Origin of the sequence: Streptomyces sp. NPDC018019 (genome assembly GCF_044327805.1) — a bacterium.
Lineage (GTDB): Bacteria > Actinomycetota > Actinomycetes > Streptomycetales > Streptomycetaceae > Streptomyces.
Window position 1 is genome coordinate 215,281 of record NZ_JBIRGD010000005.1, and the last position, 15,053, is coordinate 230,333.

Consider the following 15,053-nt stretch of genomic DNA (forward strand, 5'->3'; position numbering starts at 1 on the left):
TCCCACCGAGCCCCGGGCATTCAAGTGCGCCGCAACCACGGGGAGGGTTGCGGCGCCCCCGCCACATGTACGAGATCCAGCGCCCGCAGTTTTTCGCAGCCGATGAGCACACCGTGCCGCTACAGAAGGGCCCAACGGTCACACGAGGTAACGGCCAATGCCGTCAAGCTCGCACACCTGACGCAGAAGCGTGTCTCTGTAGTCGCACAACGCCCGCCTCCGCGTACTGGATCTTCGGGTTCGAACGCGTTCGACCTCCTCAGCTCGTGGTGGCAGACGTCCGCGCGGGAAACGCGGCTGCTCAGGGACGTTTCCTGAATTTCCTGAATCCAGAAACAGGAAACCCCTGGTCAAGCGGCCTTTCGGCGCCCATTTTGAGGTGCCATGAAGACCACCCGCATCATCCCGGGCTTCACTGTCGATGAGGCGATGCATGAGGCCGCCGCGGCGGCGCTGGCCGCCCATGCCCCGCAGTTGGGGCTGGGACTGAGCTGGGAGCGGTTCACCGCGCCGGCTAGCTGGTGGCTGGTGCCCGACGAGGCCGGTGACGCCTGTAAGGCCGAGCTGGTGCTCCGCGAAGACGCTGAGGCCACCGCGAAGATCAACTTATGGCTGCTGCCGGACCGGAGAGCCCAGGACGGCCGCCCCACTCCACACTCCCACCCCTGGTCCTTCCGCTCGTGGATTTTGATGGGCGGATACGACGAGGACCGGTACGAGCTGACCGACGGGCAAGTGCGGGCAGACCTCGCCGTCGCCCACCGGCGTGGCACCGTCAACGACGTCGGCGGCGCGCTGTACCACGAGGTGACCGACATCCACGAGCCGGGCCGGACCTTGACCCTGATGGTCTGCGGGCCTGGCGTCCGTGGCCGATGGGGCTACCTGGACACCGACACGGGCCGTCATATCCCGTCGGTCCCCGACACAGGCTTCGCCGACCGCCTGCGTGCCCTCAATCCCCACCGCGGCGCTACTGGGTGACAGGAGGCGGCTCCGCCGCTCCGTGAGCGGAGGTGCGACGAGCCGTTTTTCGGAAGCAGTGGAGCCCCGCCCGGATTTCGGGCGGGGCTGGGTCCGAGAGCAGCCAGCAGCTCGGATGGATGGATACCCCGCACGCTACGTCAGCCAAGTCGACGCCACGTTTTCCCGCCGCTTACCACCTTCTTCTACTCCGGCTGTGTGTCGGTTGCCGTGCTGATGTGCTGGTCGACTGGGGGGGGCGAAACCGTGGTCGATGACGTTGCGGGCGACGGTGGTCAGCAGCATCTGGTGGGTGCGGGCGTGGCGGCGTATGGCGTTGAAGGCGTGGTTGAGGGTGATGTTGCGGCGGGCGGCGAGGATGCCCTTGGCCTGTTCGATGACGATGCGGCTGTGCAGCGCGGTGTGCAGTTGTTCATTGACGGTTTCGTGGTGGTGCAGGGTGTGGGCGTGCAGGAGGCCGATGGTGGCGGCGTCGGCGAACGCCTGGGCCAGGGCGAGGTCGGCGGCGGGCAGCGGACGGGCGGCGGTGCGCAGGAGCAGCAGCGCGCCGAGGATGTCGTCGCGCAGCCGCATCGGCACGGCGCAGGTGTAGCGGTAGCCGGCGTCGCGGACGAGGGTGGTGAAGTCGGGCCAGCGGGTGCGGGCGTCGGTCTGGCGGGCGGGGGCCTGGGCGGTGCCGGTGCGGTAGGCGTCCAGGGCCGGTCCCTGGGCCAGGGCGGCGTCCAGGACCTGCTGGAAGGCGGGGCTGGGGTCGCACGGGGCGGGGCTGTGCAGACGCTCGCCGGGGTAGGCGAGCAGGACCGCGGCGTCGGTGATGGCCAGGACCTGGCGGCAGCGCACGGTCAGCTGGTGCAGGAAGTCGATGACGTCGAAGTCCTTGATGAAGGTGTCGGCCAGTTCCACGAAGGTCTGGGTGATCTGGGCTTCCCTGCTCATGGCGTATTCCTTTCTGATGTGCAGGGGGCCGTGCGGGGCGTTCCTGCGGGCGGCTACTGCGGCAGGTCCTTGACGATGTCGTGGGCCGTCTCCGACAGGGAACGGCCGGCGGCGTATGCCTGGGCGCGCAGCCGGGCCAGGGCCTCGGCCAGCGGGACGCCGAGCTGAACGCTCAGCACGCCGGTGGCCTGGTGGACCTCGGCCCGGTGCATGTCCACCTCGCCGGTGGTTCCCGGACCGTCGGCGGCAGCGGAGGCGGCGGCGGTGGGCCAGTGGGCCAGGATGTGTTCGGCCAGCGCATCGGCGATCAGCCATCCGTCGGCGGCCTGCTGTCCGGTCAGCGGGCCCGGCGTGCGCCGGTAGCCGGTCAGTGTCCCGGCCGTCACCGCGCCCAGGTGCACCGGCCACACGAACAGGGCCGCGATCCCGAGGGGTTCGGCTTCGGCCGCGAACTGCGGCCAGTGCTTCTCGGGCAGGTGCCGCACGTCCGGCACCTGGCGCAGATGGGATTTAGGCGGCACGCTGGGGCCGCGGCCGAGGACGAACTGCAGGTCTTCCAGCCGGGCACTGGTGCGGTCGCTGAACCAGACCAGCTCCTCCTCCAGCGTGACCGCCGCACCGTCCAGGCCCAGGGCGAGCGCGCACCGCCTGGCCCACTGCTGCCCTTGGCCCGCCGCGGCCGACGGCCCCAGTGAGGCCAGCAGCTCATTGGTGGCTTTCAGTGTCCCCATCACCCGCCTCCCCGCCCGCACGGGCGGACCGGCACACGCCGGACAGCGGCAGTGCCGCTATCGGCAGCGTAGACCCCTACCGCGCCTGCGAGGAGCCGTATCGGCGGGCCGCCCCGGGATCCGGCACGCTACCGAGCCAGACAGTCTCTCTACCCGGTCAACTGCCCGCTCCCCGGGCGTGATCAGACACAGATGCAGCGGGCGGGCGCGCGACGGGGGTGATGCGGCTGTGGATGCGGTACCGCTCGGGCGCCGGCACGGGGGCGGGGAAGAGGCGGACGGTGACCGGGCCCGCGAAAGTGTAGGCGTGGGCGGCCGCGTGGCTCCGGACGGCGACTGCCAGCTCCAGTTCCAGTGGCGCCAAGGCGCCCTGCAGTTGGCGGTGGCTGGCATCAGGTACATGGAGGACGAAGGTGTTGGGGACCACTACCCGGCCGCGTCCCACGATCACGGCGTGCTCGTCGCAGACCCGCCGCAGTATGGTCACGACCTCCAGCGGGTCGCGCCGTGCCGCGCGCCAGCGCCGGAGCCAGCCGAAGGCCCGGTCGTCCATCCACGCTTCGAGACCGCTCAGGATGCCCATCCCTGGCGGCTGCCCACAGGCCCGGGAGCCATGTTGCCCCGTTCGGGTGACTGCTCATTCCGGCAGGCCACAGCCACGTGGGCGACCGGCAGGCGCTCGTGCTCAGCGGGAGAGGCGGACGCGGATCGTTTTGCCGTTCCCGGGCCCGGAGGTGATGGTGATGTGGCGGGAGAGTTGGCGGATCATGGGCCAGCCGAAGCCGCCGCTGCCGCCGTCCAGATCAGGGATGCGCTCGCGCGGGTGGACGAGGCTCGGGTCGCTGACCGAGGCGGTCACGCTGTCCGGGGTGGCGGTCAGTTCGAGGCGGTAGTGGCCGCCGCCGTGGCGCAGGGCGTTGGTGACCAGTTCGCAGACCACCAGGACCAGGGTGTCGGCCAGGGCGGGATCGCGTACGGGGGCCAGACGCCCGACGAAGGTGTGGGCGGCCCGGCGGGCGTCGCGGATGCCGGCCGGGGTGGCGCCCTCCACCACGGTCGTCTGCGCGGCCGGTCGGCGCAGGGCCTCGGTGTCGTACATACGCGTGCCCCATTCGTGGTCGGACGCACTGCTGCCAACTGCATGTGCCCGCCTTCCGGGCCGTCAGTCCCAGTCACCGCCTCATGACGCTTTTCCGGCACCGGTGGACGCCAAAACCTTGCGCCCAGCGGGCACCAAAACCTCCTCTCGTCACGGTAGACATCTGCATGCGGGAAGCTTATGGTGGTGCCCGTAGCCAAGAGTCGATCACGGCGCGGCAGAGGTGAACTGCCGCGCATGCGGTGCCAGAAGGCAGGGCACGGCAGTGGAGTGGCGGGGCCGTCAGGTACGCACGTGGGTCCCGCCACTGACTGCCGGGCCAATGGCCCCCGGGGCCACGAGGATCACCGCACACGGCAGTACCGAAAGGTTGACCAGAAGAGCAAGGAGGCAGACGCCATCAGGATCGCCCGGGCGAGGAAGGCTCCGCCCGGGTACCGCAGACGCCGAAAGGACAGGTGGTCCCCGGTCACGCATCCGCGATCCCCGTACGCCCCGTCCCTCTCCGGGCGGGTCGGCGGAAACAAGGAGCCGGCCCAGCAGTACGCCGGCAGATGGTGTTGAAGTCCCCTCGGGGCCCTGGTGCCGCACGGCACCAGGGCCCCTCGATGTGTGTGACAGAAGAAGTGCACGTGACAGCAGAAAAACCCCGCAGCCCCGCCGACCGTCTCGACAACGACGATTACCCCGCCACACCATGGGCCGGGCCGCCGCGATACTCGGCACCACCCCCGGCTTCCTCCGCGCGATCGGCGAACATCGCCTGATCACCCCGCTGCGCTCCGAGGGCGGCCACCGCCGCTACTCCCGCTACCAGCTGCGCATCGCCGCCCGCGCCCGCGAACTCGTCGACCAGGGCGCCCCCGTCGAGGTCGCCTGCCGCATCATCATCCTCGAAGACCAGCTCGAAGAAGCCCGCCGCCTCAACGAACAGATGCGCCGGGCCGACAACAGGCACCAGTTGGAGAGCGCACCCTAACCAGGGGCTGCGACAATCCTGCGGCCTGTACGAGTCCCCACCCCCCTAATAAGTCCACCCGTCGAGGCGGGGCTGGCGAACCTATGGCATGGCTGTCCGGTGCGGCTGAAGGTTGCGGCGCCGGCCCCGGGTGACCAGTGGGACGAAGCGTGTGTCTGCACAGCGCCCGCCGAGGTTGTGAAGACCTACCTTGCGGATTCGACGGACGGCGACGCGTCCGGCCGCCTTCCACGCTCGAAACCGCTGGTGCCCGCAAGGTAGCTCGTCTGTCGGGCGACACGAGATCGTCAGTAGTCGGCGACATGTGTGGCTGAGCACTTCACTTGGCGGGTTAGCGTTTGGGGGAGTGCTAGTTCGGTGCGATGGTCGCCAGCAAGAAGGTGATGCCGCTCTGTTCCTAGTGCTCGGGCCCCGGCTCTCGTCGGCAGGGGCGGCCTGTCCGACCCTCCGCGGGGCCGCCTTCTGTGGCTGGCTCTGGGACTCGAACTTCCCCCGAGTCGGCCCCCGAAGCGGGCAGCGCCTTGCCCCTTGCTTACGCTGCGTCACATTCGTGCTCACGCAATGACGAGGCAAGCGAGCGGTGTATCGGTTGAGGTGAGGTCGCCCGGATGGGTGACGCCTGATCCGGACAACCGCCGATGACATGTCGACGCTCTGGCGCTCCAGACATGGAAGGACAAGGCCAAGAGTCCTGAAACGCTCAATTTTGAGACAGCGGCGGGTCTCCTCCCGGATTGTTGGGTGCTGTGAGCGTCGCGGAGTATGGCGCGACGCCGGGCGGATCACGCCTGGCTTTCCGTGACCGGCTGGCACGTCCTTCGTTGCTGGCCTGTGGGGAGCCCTCTGTGCCCGAAGCCACCATCGATTTGCCGCTCAGTTTCGCTGTCCCCGAGCAGTTCAGGGACATCGACTTCACCGTGTCCGCGGAGGTGAACACCAACCGGCTCATCGAGCACCTGAACATGGTCGACCCGAAGCCGTCGGATGCGGAGATCGCGCACGCAGTCCTGTCCCAGCAGTCGATGTACGAGATGCTCAGCGCCGCCGGCGCCGTCTACGCCGGGACTCTGCTGTCCGGGCCGACCCGTGAGGATCCTAAAAAGCCCCTCAGCTCGGTGATGCTCACCGTGACCGCCCGCCCCAGCGAGCTGTCCAACGAGGACACCGTTCACCGTCTGGCCCGCACCATGGGCGCCATCTACCCGGCCGCCGAGGTCGGCGTGGTGCGCATCCAGACCGGCCCGGCTGTCCTGCTGACCGAGGAACGCAAAGTCGAGCGACCGGTGAACCTCCTCGGCGACGGCGGCGAGCCCACCATCGTGCGCCAGCTCCACGTCTTCGTGCCCATCCCCGGCCGCCTGGCGATGGCCGACTTCGCCATCGCCACCGAGAAGATCGCCGAGTGGGATTCCTGCGTCGAGATCATCGGCCAGGTCTGTAAGACCATCGCCTTCGCCTGAAAGGGACCACGCATGATGAAGATCCCGACACCCCTGCAAGCGCCGATGCAGCAGCTCGGCTTCGATCCGGGCGATGACAAGATCGTCGCGGCCGTCCACGCCGAGCTCAACATGTACACCCACGACTACGACGGTCTCGCCCTGCAGATCTGGGGCTGGGACAGCAACGCCCTGACCGACGTCGAACGCTACAAGATCGACCAGGTCCTGCGCCTGTTCGTCTTCCAGGAGGGCCAGATCGTCTCCGCGCTGAAGCGGCTGGATGCGGAGTACGGCTCCTATCTGGCCTCCTCGCCGCAAGTCCGCGCTCAGGCCAAGCAGTTCACCGACTCGCTCCGGGAGGCCAAGAAAAAGCGGGACGCCGCGCAAGGCGAGAAACTGGCCAAGCAGCGCGAGGGCATGGACGATCTTGAACTCGAGACTTGGCGGCCTCCAGAGGAATGGGACCGGTCACTGACGGACAGGAGTGTGCTCTACTTCGATGATCCCGAGATTGCCCGGAACATCGGCCCTGTGCCGTCTCTGGCCATGGGCGGTCGTGGCTTCGGCGGGGATTACTGGCGGCTGAAGGACAACGGCTACCGGCGCGAGCGGATCCCCGATGCCGTGCTCTACGACCTGATCGACACCGTCCTCGCGGTCCAAGCCGAGTTCCAACTGCAGTGCTTCCTGATCGACCGCGAGTTCACCCGGATCATCGAGACCCGGGGCCGTGAGTTCGAATGGCTCAAGGCCGAAGCAGCCCGCAAGGCGGCCGAAGAGCAGGGTGGTGGCCCTTGGGGTCTGCTCGGCGACGTCCTGGGCGTCGTCTCCGCTGTCGCCGGCATCCTGGCCCTCGTCCCTATCCTGACCCCGATCGCCGGACCCATCGCCGTTGTCACCGCCGTCGCCGCACTCGGAGCCCACACAGCCGACGCAGTCATCAAGGGCGACTGGGACGGCACGACCATCGTCGGCCTGGCGACTGACGCTCTGGCCGCGCTGCCTGCGGTCGGTGCGGTGGCCAAGAGCCTCAAGGCCGGCAAGGTGGCCATGCGCAGCGTTGGGAAGGTCGGCGTAGCGACCAAGTCCGCAGGGCGCGCCTTTCTGGTGGCCACGGGGGGCGCCGGCGCCTCAGAGGCGTCAACGATGTTCAGCTACGTCGGCGCCAAGGGCGCCAAGATCCTCAGGAAGTCCGAGATCGCCGGCAAGATCGGCGGAAAGGTTCTCCAGGGTTCGGTCAACCTCGTCACCCAGGTCCCCCTCGTCGTGGAGATGACTTTCGGCGCAGACCTGTCCGCAGGGAAAGGCGCAGTAAGTGGCGCGGCCTTGACTGCCAACTACGGACAGTCCATCGGCAGCTGGGGGGCGGTCGGCACCGCCGCCAAGAAGACCGGAACCCTATCCCTCGGCCTCTTCGCCGCCGTCTTCCGCCGCTGACACCACTAGAGAACCACTAGCCGCCAGGGGACCCGGCACAGATCCACGGGCACTACCGGCTCCCCTCCTGACCCAATATGCACACCGCGCCAACTCAAGCACTCATCCGCCACCTCAGGCGCTCAGTCACAACACGGGGGCAGTGGTGGCGACCGCTTCATCGTACGCGGCCAGGGTGCGGTACAGGGTGGAGCGGCCGACCCGAGGTGCGGGGCGATGGCGGTGACCGGATTCGTTAGCGTTGCGGCGCAGGAGCGCGACCGTGAGTATGCCGCCGTCGATGGCGGCTGGCCGCCGTGCGCTGCACTACGCGGCCCACATCTTCGCCTTGTCTTCGAGCCCCACCTTGTTTGCCCCCGTAATGTCGTCGGACCTATCGCCGTCCTTGAAGAAGAGGAAGGTGGGCATGGCTCGGATGCTGTACTGCTGAGCCACTGGAGCAACCTTGTCGACGTCGACAGACAGAAAGACGATGTTGCGGTACTGCTCCGAGAGCTGCTTGAAGACGGGGCCGATGAGCCTGCCAGGGCCACACCATGTAGCCGTGAATTCCACAGCGACCTTCGCGTTGGTACGGAGCACTTCTTCGAACTGCTCGGCACTGGTTACTTCGATCACTGCCATTGATCCTCCATGCCTGGCGCCTGCTGGAAGCCCATTCCTACCCTGCTTCGCCGCTCCGGACGCCGCCACTACAAGAACACACCTGCTGGGCGTAGTCGCTGGTCATGCTGGTCGGTCCCGGGGATCGCGGGCGGTGTCGTTGGTGGCCATGGCCTCGTCGTACGCGGCCAGGGTGCGGTACAGGGTGGAGCGGCCGACGCCGAGGTGCTCGGCGATGGCGGTGACGGACTCCTTCCCGGTCGCCGGCGGCCCGGCACAACCGCCCGGCAGAACCTCTAACGCATGGACCACGACCAGCTAACCCCGCCCCTGTCCGCAAGGTAACTCTTCAGTCCGCAAGATCCCCCGCAAAGTGAAGCTTCAATCCGCAGCCTTCTCCGTCACAGGACAATGGCGATGCCTAGGTTCTGTCTCTCCGATCACGATCGGAGAGACAGAATTGCCGACGGCGTGAAGTCTGCTCAGTTCTTACGTGCAGTTATCAGAGCGAAGGAGAGAAATTCTCCGCCGTCCGTAGTGAGCATGTCGATGACGGGCTGGTTCGCGCTCCGGCCGTCGGGCGTGTGCTCGGCTGCTGCCCGGGCCCACAGCAGCCAGTCCCGCCAGGCGTCTTGCGGCAACCGCGCGGAGGTGACCTCCACGAGCTCGGTGATCGCCCACTGAAAGCGCCACCACTCCGCCGTGTGCCAGGCGATCGCTTCCCAGCCGACCACCTTCTTGATGTGAGGTGGGATGGCTCCGAGCTCACGGACCTCCCGTGTCATAGCGGGAGTCGCCATCGCCAGATGCCCGCCAGGGCGGAGGAACCGCGTCAGGTAGGGCAGGTAGCTGTCCGCCGTTCCGAAGTACTCGAATGCGTCCACGCTCACGATGGCGTCGAAGCTCTCCTCCTCGAACGGCAGGGTGTGCGCCTCAGCTCGCACGGCCTTCACCTGGTCGCCGACACCCGCCTCGGCGAAGACGGCTGCCGCGTCCTCGGGGGCGATCCACAAGTCGGCCGCAACGACCTGGGCGCCATACTCGCGGGCCAGGAACACCGACGTGGCGCCCTTGCCGGATCCGAGGTCGAGAATCCGCATCCCCGGGCGCAGATCAAGGTCCCGGGTGAGGTCTTCCAGCAACCACAGCGGGTTCGGTCCCATGTCGAGGTTGAGCAACCATGCGGGGTCATAGCGAGAGGAGCGCGGATAGCGGTCCGGACGTACGAGATCGTTCAAGTCAGTCACGAGCACGAACCCAAGCTGATCGTCTACCCAGGCACAACCCGTTTTCGTGAGCCGAAGCACGATAGGTGTCACATAGGCACGCTTGTTGTCACCGGCTGTTCGTGATCGCGGATCATGGCCCACAGGACGTTGACGCGGCGCCGGGCGAGAGCAAGGGACGGCTTGCTTGTGTCCCTTGCCCTCCTTCCTCTTCCGGTCGTACTACGCCTTCGAGACCGGGCAACAGAAGATGCTGACTTGGGCGGAGGTGTGGGCCGCAGCCGGCCGATCAGGGCTTTCCTGCCGTTGGGAGGTGACTTCCCGCCAACTCCGCACACAATCTGCACGGGATCGGTCACGTGCTGTTGTGATGGCGGAGCGCGGGACGAGCCGCGCAGTACCGACCTGCGTCTTTTTCGCGCTGATCGGTGCATTGAGCAGACAGGAGAGTCTGTGTCGACAGACCAGGACACCACCGCGAGTGACACCCCGGCCGAAGACGCTCGCGCTTTCACCCCCAGCGCCGCCACCCTGGAGCGGTCGGAGAGGGCCCGCAAGGAGCTTGAGGCTCGGGGTGTCGAGGTGAGCGTCAAGACGTTCTGGTGGAAGTTCGAGGTGCACCTTAACGCCGAGGGGGCGGCGCTCGCGGCAGAGATAGCGCCGCTGATCGGGGAGGTGGTGGCCGCCTTCCTGAAGGAGCCCATCGGCACGATCGTCGAGGTCTACGCGGAGCTGCGCGGGGAGTGGATCAAGCAGGTCGCCAACGGCGGCGCGGTCAAGCTCGTCTCCCCCTGGCTGGCCCCGGGCATGCTGATTCCTGTCCGGATCAACGACGATGACAAGGTCCTGTTCTGGAACGTGTACGAGCCGGCCAAGGGCTGGAGTGCACGGGAGAAGTTCGTGGGCCAGAAGACCGCCGAGAACCCCGCGCTCGCGAAGTTCCGGGACAAGATCTACTGCGTCTACCGTGCCTCCAGCGAGAAGCACCTGTTCTGGACCGTCTACGACCCCGACCGGGGCGGCTGGAGCCCGGGCGTCCAACTGCCCGGCAACTACGCCAGCCCCTCATCCCCCGCCCTGGCCGTCTACAAGGACCGCCTGTACTGCGTACACCGCGGCACCACCGGCAACGCCCTGTGGGTCACCTCCTTCGACGGAACCCGCTGGAGCAGCGCCCAGCGCATCGGCAGCCAGACGACGACCACCGGTCCGGCGCTGGGCGTGTTCGAGGACGAGCTGTACTGCGTCTACCGCGGGTCCCACGACCAGCAGATGTTCTGGACCCGCTTCGATGGAAAGAGCTGGAACGGCGGGCAGCCCATTGGCAGCCAGAAGACGACGCATGAACCGGCGCTGGCCTATTACAACCTCCGGCTGGTCTGCGTCTACCGCGGCTCGAACGGCGGGCTGTACTGGACCCAGTTCGACGGCAAGAACTGGAACGGCGGGCAGCCCATTGGCAGTCAAAAAACCTCCGACGGCCCGGGGCTTGCGGGGTTCGATGGCAAGCTCTTCTGCGTCTACCGCGGGTCCACCGACGCGAACCTGTTCTGGACGCGCATGGATGGCGCAGGCTGGGGCGACGGCGCCCTCACGGGCCAGGCCAGCGCCCAGGGGCCCGGCCTGATCGCAGGCCGGGACAAGAACGGCACCGTTTCACAACTCATGTGCGTGTACCGCGGCTAACACTGTCCAGCGGAGTACGGGCTGAGTTATAACCCGGCCGCTGCTTCGGTGACGGGGGCGGGCCATGGAAGGCGTAGGCCCATCTGCCGTAGGGGGGCACGACCGCTCGGAAGGTCCTGAGCCGGTTGACCGTCCCCTCAATCTCGTCGCGGCGCCGGCAGCAGTCGCCTCTGCCGGCGCCGCAGGCACGGAGGGCTCCCGGATCTTTCTGGTGACAGAAAGACTGCCGAATGAGCGCCTGTGACAAGTCAAATGTCTCACGTGTGACAACCAGGCTGCCTCGGTCGTCGCCATTCACCAGCTCAGCCGGTCCCGCTAGTGACAACTCCTGAGCTTCGGCTCATTTCGCTCACCTCGGCCCCCAGCGGCGGGGCACGATGCAGCAACAATCAGTTCGTCGCTGCGGTCACGAGCGGAGCCAGATGAGGAGTGCGGCGGCGGTGACAGTGCCGAGGAAGACGTATCCGCGCTTGTCATAGCGGGTGGCGACCGCTCTGAACTGCTTCAGCTTGTTGATCGTCCGCTCCACCGTGTTGCGATCTTTGTATCGTGCCTTGTCGAAGCCCGGCGGGCGTCCGCCGCGTGACCCCCGTCGCAGGCGGGCGGACTTGTGGTCCTTCTTCTCGGGGATCACGTGCCGGATGCCGCGCTTGCGGAGGTAAGCACGGATCTTGCGGTTGCTATACACCTTGTCGGCGGAGACGCTGTCCGGGGTGCGGCGGGGCCGCCCGAGTCCTGTGCGGGGAACGCGGATCTTGTCCATGACCGGTTCGAACTGAGTGCAGTCCGCCCGCTGCCCCGGCGTGATGAGCAGGGACAACGGGCGGCAGCGGCCCTCGGCGGCTACGTGGATCTTGGTGGTCAGCCCGCCGCGGGAGCGGCCGAGAGCCTCGCCCGGGGCACCGCCTCCTCCGGCCGGAGCCGCAGGGAGATGTGCGCACGCAGGTGAACTGATCTTTGTGGCACCCCTTTTGAGGAGCCGACGGGGGCAGGCGGCGGCTTCTTGAGGGCACCGGCGGCATGCTGATGGGCGCGCACGGAGGTGGAGTCGACGTTGACGTTCCAGTCGAGGTCCCCCTCGACATCGGCAGCGGCTTGGAGGTGTTGAAGGAGTATCTCCCAGGTGCCGTCGGCCGACCACAGCAGATGCCGCTTGTGGACGGTCCTCCATGAGCCGAAGCGTTCGGGCAGTTCACGCCACTGAACTCCGGTGCTGAGCCGATGAATGACGCCGTTGATCACTTGCCGGTGGTCTCGCCACCGGCCGCACCGGTTGTTGCTCACCGGCAGCAGCGGCTCCAGTACTGCCCACTCGCCGTCCGTCAGATCCCCTCTGCTGAGCATGCCCAGGACAACGAACTACCTGATCGAAGAGACACGCCCTAGGCCCACGGCCTACGTGGCACCCCGTTGTCTTCACACACCTAGGCTCCAAAGCATGAGCACGTACGAGGAGCACCGTCATGTCCGCATCTGCGCCGCGCCCGACGAGACGACGATTGCCGAGATCGACGGCCACGATGTCGCCTCGTCGGTGGAGGCGTACCGGATCACCCAGACCGTGGACGAGGGACCCGAGGTCACGCTGTACGTGGCCCAGGGCTGGAACGGTGTGCGGTTCGAGGGCCTGGCGGACGTGGTGATCGAGCCGGCGGATGTGCGGCAGGTCGTGGCCGGGTTCCTGGACGCGATGGACTGGCGCAAGCTCGATGAAGCCGTCCTCGCCCGTGATGATCTCGACGGTGAGCCGGGGGAGCTGACGCGCGGGGTGCTGGCGCAGCTTCGGGAGTGGGTGCTGAGTGCTTGATCTGCGCGGTCTCGCCCGGTTCGCCGAGCGGCACCTGATGCCGGACACGGTGCTCGTCACCCGTGAGGTCGGTGAGGACGCGCTCGACCCGCGGACGGGCGCCCTCGTGCCTGCTCCTGCGCTGGAGGTGCACTCGGGCAAGGCCGGGCTGTACGGGCACCAGGAACGGATCCGCAGCAAGGGCGGCCACGAAGGTGCGTGGGTCGAAGAGGTGCGGGCCGGGTACCGGCTGTTGCTGCCGCTCGATGCGCCCGAGCTGCGCGAGGACGACACCGTGAAGATGGTCGAGGCCCGTGACAAGCAGGCCGTCGGCCGTACCTACCGGGTCGCGGCGCTCGGCGAGGTGTCCTCGGTTCCCGCGCTGCGCACGGTGTGGCTGGAGGAGCACAACCGCAAGGCGGACGCATGAACGGCGGCGCGTTCACCGACCCCGCGGCGCTGGCCGCCGCCCTGGAACGAAGGGCCGCCCAGACGCAGGCCGCGATGAACGCCGTGATGCGGCACCGCGCCCAGGCGCTGGTCGAGCAGGTGCAGCACAACGCCTCCGGCCGCCCGGGACCGCGCGTGATCACCGGCAAGTATCGGGCCTCCTGGCGCTCCGACGTACAGGCCGCGGGCCCTGTGGTCATCGCCGAGGTAGGCACCACTGCGGCGCAGGCGCGGCGGCTGGAGTTCGGATTCGTCGGCGCCGACAGCCTCGGCCGACACTACGCGCAACCACCCTTCCCACACCTGGGCCCGGCCGTCGACCAAGCCGGGCCTGTTCTCGTGCGGGAATTGACCGACGCGGTGAAGAGGTCGCTGTGAACGAACTGCCCGAAGAGATCGAAACGGCCTTGGCGGAAGTCTTCGGCGACTGGGAACTGGGCATGCTCGCCCGCGCCGTCGTGATCGCCGAGGTCCTGGACGAAGACGGCGAACGCACCCTGCCCGTGATCACCACACCAGGCGTGCCCGACTGGGACACCGTCGGACTGTGCCGGTACGGAACCCTGTCCATCGAAACCGGCAGAGGATTCCCGGGAGACGACCAATGATCGACCGCGCTGCCGTGTCCCAAGCCTTCCGCCGCACACTGGCCGAAGCCACCGGCAGACCGTGCGGGCTCGGGAAGCTGCCGATCGTCGAAGGCCAGCCGGCCGAGATGCCGTACCTGGTGCTGTACCCGCAAGGCGGCCCCGTTGGCGGCGCGCCCCTGGCCGACGCGTCGGAGGACTCGGAGCTCCTATACCAGGTGACAGCCGTCGCCGCCCGTACAGATCAGGCGGAGTGGATGGCCGACCGAGTACGGCGCGCGGTCCTCGAACGCACCGCGACCGGCGGCTGGTGCTGTCCGATTGACGTGCCGGACGTCGACGTCTGGGCGCGGGAGCTGAAGGTCGATTCCGGCACGGACGACGTGGAGTCCGCCGCAGGTGTCGTCAGCTACCCACAACGGTTCTGCCTGTCTGCCAGCGGGCGAGCGTCCGGGGCGAGATCGCCGCGGCTGGATGTACGTACAGCGAGTACTCCCGAATGCACTGCGGAGTGCGTTGGGTGGTCTGTAGAGTCTTAAGAGACATTGCGTTAGCGCGCGATGGAGGCTGACGAGAGTGCTGACCTTCCCGGGACCTGCACCCTCGCCGCCTCTTCACCGCGGGGGATCAGTCGTTAGGTCGGTCAGGGCAGATCGAGATCAGCAGGCCGATATACGGGCCCGCTGCCTTGAGCACCTTGACTAAACCGCGACTGATCCTCCGCAACCGGGACAACATCGACCCTCGACCACGCCGGTGTTTACCGGTCATGCTCTGCCTCCTCATCTCCATCTGCCGGAACCGCTTGGAGTGAGGGAGTGAGGTAGGCACGTCTCGTTGCTGCCTGAGCGTCAGGCTACGTGAACGCACCGACGCGCGCGCGTGATTGTCGGTATCTCGGCCGATCAGTTGTCACGGCCAGGTGTTGAGCCACCAGGCGGGCGCAGTTGACAGTAGAGCTCTGGCATCGGCCGTTCGTCTGGAAGTGCCAACCTGTGCGCGGAAAGCCGTTCGGCTGGGCGCAGTATCGTGATCAGTGCACGACTCGGCATTCGGCTTCGCTGAGCTGGTCGCGCCCTCACCGCGGAGGCCCCGCGCGGACGCCCA

The 15,053-nt window shown here is 67.6% G+C and carries 16 protein-coding genes and 2 pseudogenes; 10 read left to right on the forward strand and 8 right to left on the reverse strand.

Translation table 11 applies throughout. The features are described from left to right. Nucleotides 1-384: 384 nt before the first annotated feature. Nucleotides 385-984, forward strand: coding sequence for a hypothetical protein (locus tag ACH4FX_RS11045; RefSeq protein WP_398477392.1), 600 nt, complete (start codon nt 385-387; stop codon nt 982-984). 135 nt (nt 985-1,119) lie between these two features. Here the strand turns inward: ACH4FX_RS11045 and ACH4FX_RS11050 are convergent, their stop codons facing one another. The 4 genes from ACH4FX_RS11050 to ACH4FX_RS11065 all read right to left on the reverse strand — a co-directional run bounded on the left by ACH4FX_RS11050 (nt 1,120) and on the right by ACH4FX_RS11065 (nt 3,750). After that, nucleotides 1,120-1,920: an ANTAR domain-containing protein gene (locus ACH4FX_RS11050; protein WP_398477394.1), complete on the reverse strand. Its 801-nt coding sequence runs from the start codon at nt 1,918-1,920 to the stop codon at nt 1,120-1,122. Nucleotides 1,921-1,973: 53 nt separating this feature from the next. Beyond that, nucleotides 1,974-2,651 carry an ANTAR domain-containing protein gene (locus ACH4FX_RS11055; RefSeq protein ID WP_398477396.1) on the reverse strand — a complete coding sequence of 226 codons (678 nt, stop codon included), beginning with the start codon at nt 2,649-2,651 and terminating at the stop codon, nt 1,974-1,976. Nucleotides 2,652-2,808: 157 nt separating this feature from the next. After that, nucleotides 2,809-3,234, reverse strand: coding sequence for an FhaA domain-containing protein (locus tag ACH4FX_RS11060; protein WP_398477398.1), 426 nt, complete (start codon nt 3,232-3,234; stop codon nt 2,809-2,811). A gap of 102 nt (nt 3,235-3,336) precedes the next feature. After that, nucleotides 3,337-3,750, reverse strand: coding sequence for an ATP-binding protein (locus ACH4FX_RS11065; protein WP_398477400.1), 414 nt, complete (start codon nt 3,748-3,750; stop codon nt 3,337-3,339). A 608-nt stretch (nt 3,751-4,358) separates the two neighbouring features. Between ACH4FX_RS11065 and ACH4FX_RS11070 the strand changes: the two are divergent. The 3 genes and pseudogenes from ACH4FX_RS11070 to ACH4FX_RS11080 all read left to right on the forward strand — a co-directional run bounded on the left by ACH4FX_RS11070 (nt 4,359) and on the right by ACH4FX_RS11080 (nt 7,608). Further along, nucleotides 4,359-4,729: pseudogene (locus tag ACH4FX_RS11070) on the forward strand (MerR family transcriptional regulator). An 845-nt stretch (nt 4,730-5,574) separates the two neighbouring features. Next, entirely contained in the window at nt 5,575-6,189 is a 615-nt protein-coding gene (locus ACH4FX_RS11075; RefSeq protein WP_398477402.1) for a hypothetical protein, read from the forward strand. 12 nt (nt 6,190-6,201) lie between these two features. Continuing rightward, entirely contained in the window at nt 6,202-7,608 is a 1,407-nt protein-coding gene (locus ACH4FX_RS11080) for a hypothetical protein (protein WP_398477403.1), read from the forward strand. Nucleotides 7,609-7,914: 306 nt separating this feature from the next. Here the strand turns inward: ACH4FX_RS11080 and ACH4FX_RS11085 are convergent, their stop codons facing one another. The 3 genes from ACH4FX_RS11085 to ACH4FX_RS11095 form a co-directional block, all read right to left on the reverse strand. After that, complete coding sequence (locus ACH4FX_RS11085) at nt 7,915-8,232, reverse strand: thioredoxin domain-containing protein (protein ID WP_398477405.1); 318 nt, start codon at nt 8,230-8,232, stop codon at nt 7,915-7,917. 102 nt (nt 8,233-8,334) lie between these two features. After that, on the reverse strand, nt 8,335-8,523 hold the full coding sequence (locus ACH4FX_RS11090; RefSeq protein WP_398477407.1) for a helix-turn-helix domain-containing protein: 189 nt from the start codon (nt 8,521-8,523) through the stop codon (nt 8,335-8,337). A 170-nt stretch (nt 8,524-8,693) separates the two neighbouring features. Further along, nucleotides 8,694-9,458, reverse strand: a complete 765-nt coding sequence (locus tag ACH4FX_RS11095) for an SAM-dependent methyltransferase (protein ID WP_398477708.1) — start codon at nt 9,456-9,458, stop codon at nt 8,694-8,696. A 432-nt stretch (nt 9,459-9,890) separates the two neighbouring features. Between ACH4FX_RS11095 and ACH4FX_RS11100 the strand changes: the two genes are divergently transcribed. Next, nucleotides 9,891-11,123 (forward strand): hypothetical protein, encoded by a 1,233-nt coding sequence (locus ACH4FX_RS11100; protein ID WP_398477409.1) that lies wholly within the window; start codon nt 9,891-9,893, stop codon nt 11,121-11,123. Between the two features lie 406 nt (nt 11,124-11,529). Here ACH4FX_RS11100 and ACH4FX_RS11105 read toward each other — a convergent pair. Next, nucleotides 11,530-12,467: pseudogene (locus tag ACH4FX_RS11105) on the reverse strand (IS5 family transposase). A gap of 94 nt (nt 12,468-12,561) precedes the next feature. On the opposite strand from ACH4FX_RS11105, the gene ACH4FX_RS11110 reads away from it, so the two are divergent. The 5 genes from ACH4FX_RS11110 to ACH4FX_RS11130 are packed head-to-tail and all read left to right on the forward strand — an operon-like array spanning nt 12,562 to nt 14,485. After that, the gene (locus tag ACH4FX_RS11110; protein ID WP_398477411.1) at nt 12,562-12,930 is read left to right on the forward strand and encodes a hypothetical protein; all 369 of its coding nucleotides are present in this window, start codon (nt 12,562-12,564) and stop codon (nt 12,928-12,930) included. Then, nucleotides 12,923-13,339, forward strand: a complete 417-nt coding sequence (locus tag ACH4FX_RS11115; RefSeq protein WP_398477413.1) for a DUF6093 family protein — start codon at nt 12,923-12,925, stop codon at nt 13,337-13,339. The genes ACH4FX_RS11110 and ACH4FX_RS11115 overlap by 8 nt, the downstream gene beginning before the upstream one ends. Beyond that, nucleotides 13,336-13,737: an HK97 gp10 family phage protein gene (locus ACH4FX_RS11120; RefSeq protein ID WP_398477415.1), complete on the forward strand. Its 402-nt coding sequence runs from the start codon at nt 13,336-13,338 to the stop codon at nt 13,735-13,737. Before ACH4FX_RS11115 ends, ACH4FX_RS11120 begins: the two co-directional genes overlap by 4 nt. Next, nucleotides 13,734-13,967: a hypothetical protein gene (locus ACH4FX_RS11125; RefSeq protein WP_398477417.1), complete on the forward strand. Its 234-nt coding sequence runs from the start codon at nt 13,734-13,736 to the stop codon at nt 13,965-13,967. The genes ACH4FX_RS11120 and ACH4FX_RS11125 overlap by 4 nt, the downstream gene beginning before the upstream one ends. Further along, nucleotides 13,964-14,485: a hypothetical protein gene (locus ACH4FX_RS11130; protein WP_398477419.1), complete on the forward strand. Its 522-nt coding sequence runs from the start codon at nt 13,964-13,966 to the stop codon at nt 14,483-14,485. The genes ACH4FX_RS11125 and ACH4FX_RS11130 overlap by 4 nt, the downstream gene beginning before the upstream one ends. Nucleotides 14,486-15,053: the final 568 nt, after the last annotated feature.

Bases quoted from the DNA above. Each gene is read 5' to 3' on its own strand.
- ACH4FX_RS11110 (WP_398477411.1), top strand. From the start codon at position 12,562: ATGAGCACGTACGAGGAGCACCGTCATGTCCGCATCTGCGCCGCGCCC.
- ACH4FX_RS11120 (WP_398477415.1), top strand. From the start codon at position 13,336: ATGAACGGCGGCGCGTTCACCGACCCCGCGGCGCTGGCCGCCGCCCTG.
- ACH4FX_RS11065 (WP_398477400.1), bottom strand. From the start codon at position 3,750: ATGTACGACACCGAGGCCCTGCGCCGACCGGCCGCGCAGACGACCGTG.
- ACH4FX_RS11085 (WP_398477405.1), bottom strand. From the start codon at position 8,232: ATGGCAGTGATCGAAGTAACCAGTGCCGAGCAGTTCGAAGAAGTGCTC.
- ACH4FX_RS11050 (WP_398477394.1), bottom strand. From the start codon at position 1,920: ATGAGCAGGGAAGCCCAGATCACCCAGACCTTCGTGGAACTGGCCGAC.
- ACH4FX_RS11045 (WP_398477392.1), top strand. From the start codon at position 385: ATGAAGACCACCCGCATCATCCCGGGCTTCACTGTCGATGAGGCGATG.
- ACH4FX_RS11130 (WP_398477419.1), top strand. From the start codon at position 13,964: ATGATCGACCGCGCTGCCGTGTCCCAAGCCTTCCGCCGCACACTGGCC.
- ACH4FX_RS11080 (WP_398477403.1), top strand. From the start codon at position 6,202: ATGATGAAGATCCCGACACCCCTGCAAGCGCCGATGCAGCAGCTCGGC.
- ACH4FX_RS11060 (WP_398477398.1), bottom strand. From the start codon at position 3,234: ATGGGCATCCTGAGCGGTCTCGAAGCGTGGATGGACGACCGGGCCTTC.
- ACH4FX_RS11055 (WP_398477396.1), bottom strand. From the start codon at position 2,651: ATGGGGACACTGAAAGCCACCAATGAGCTGCTGGCCTCACTGGGGCCG.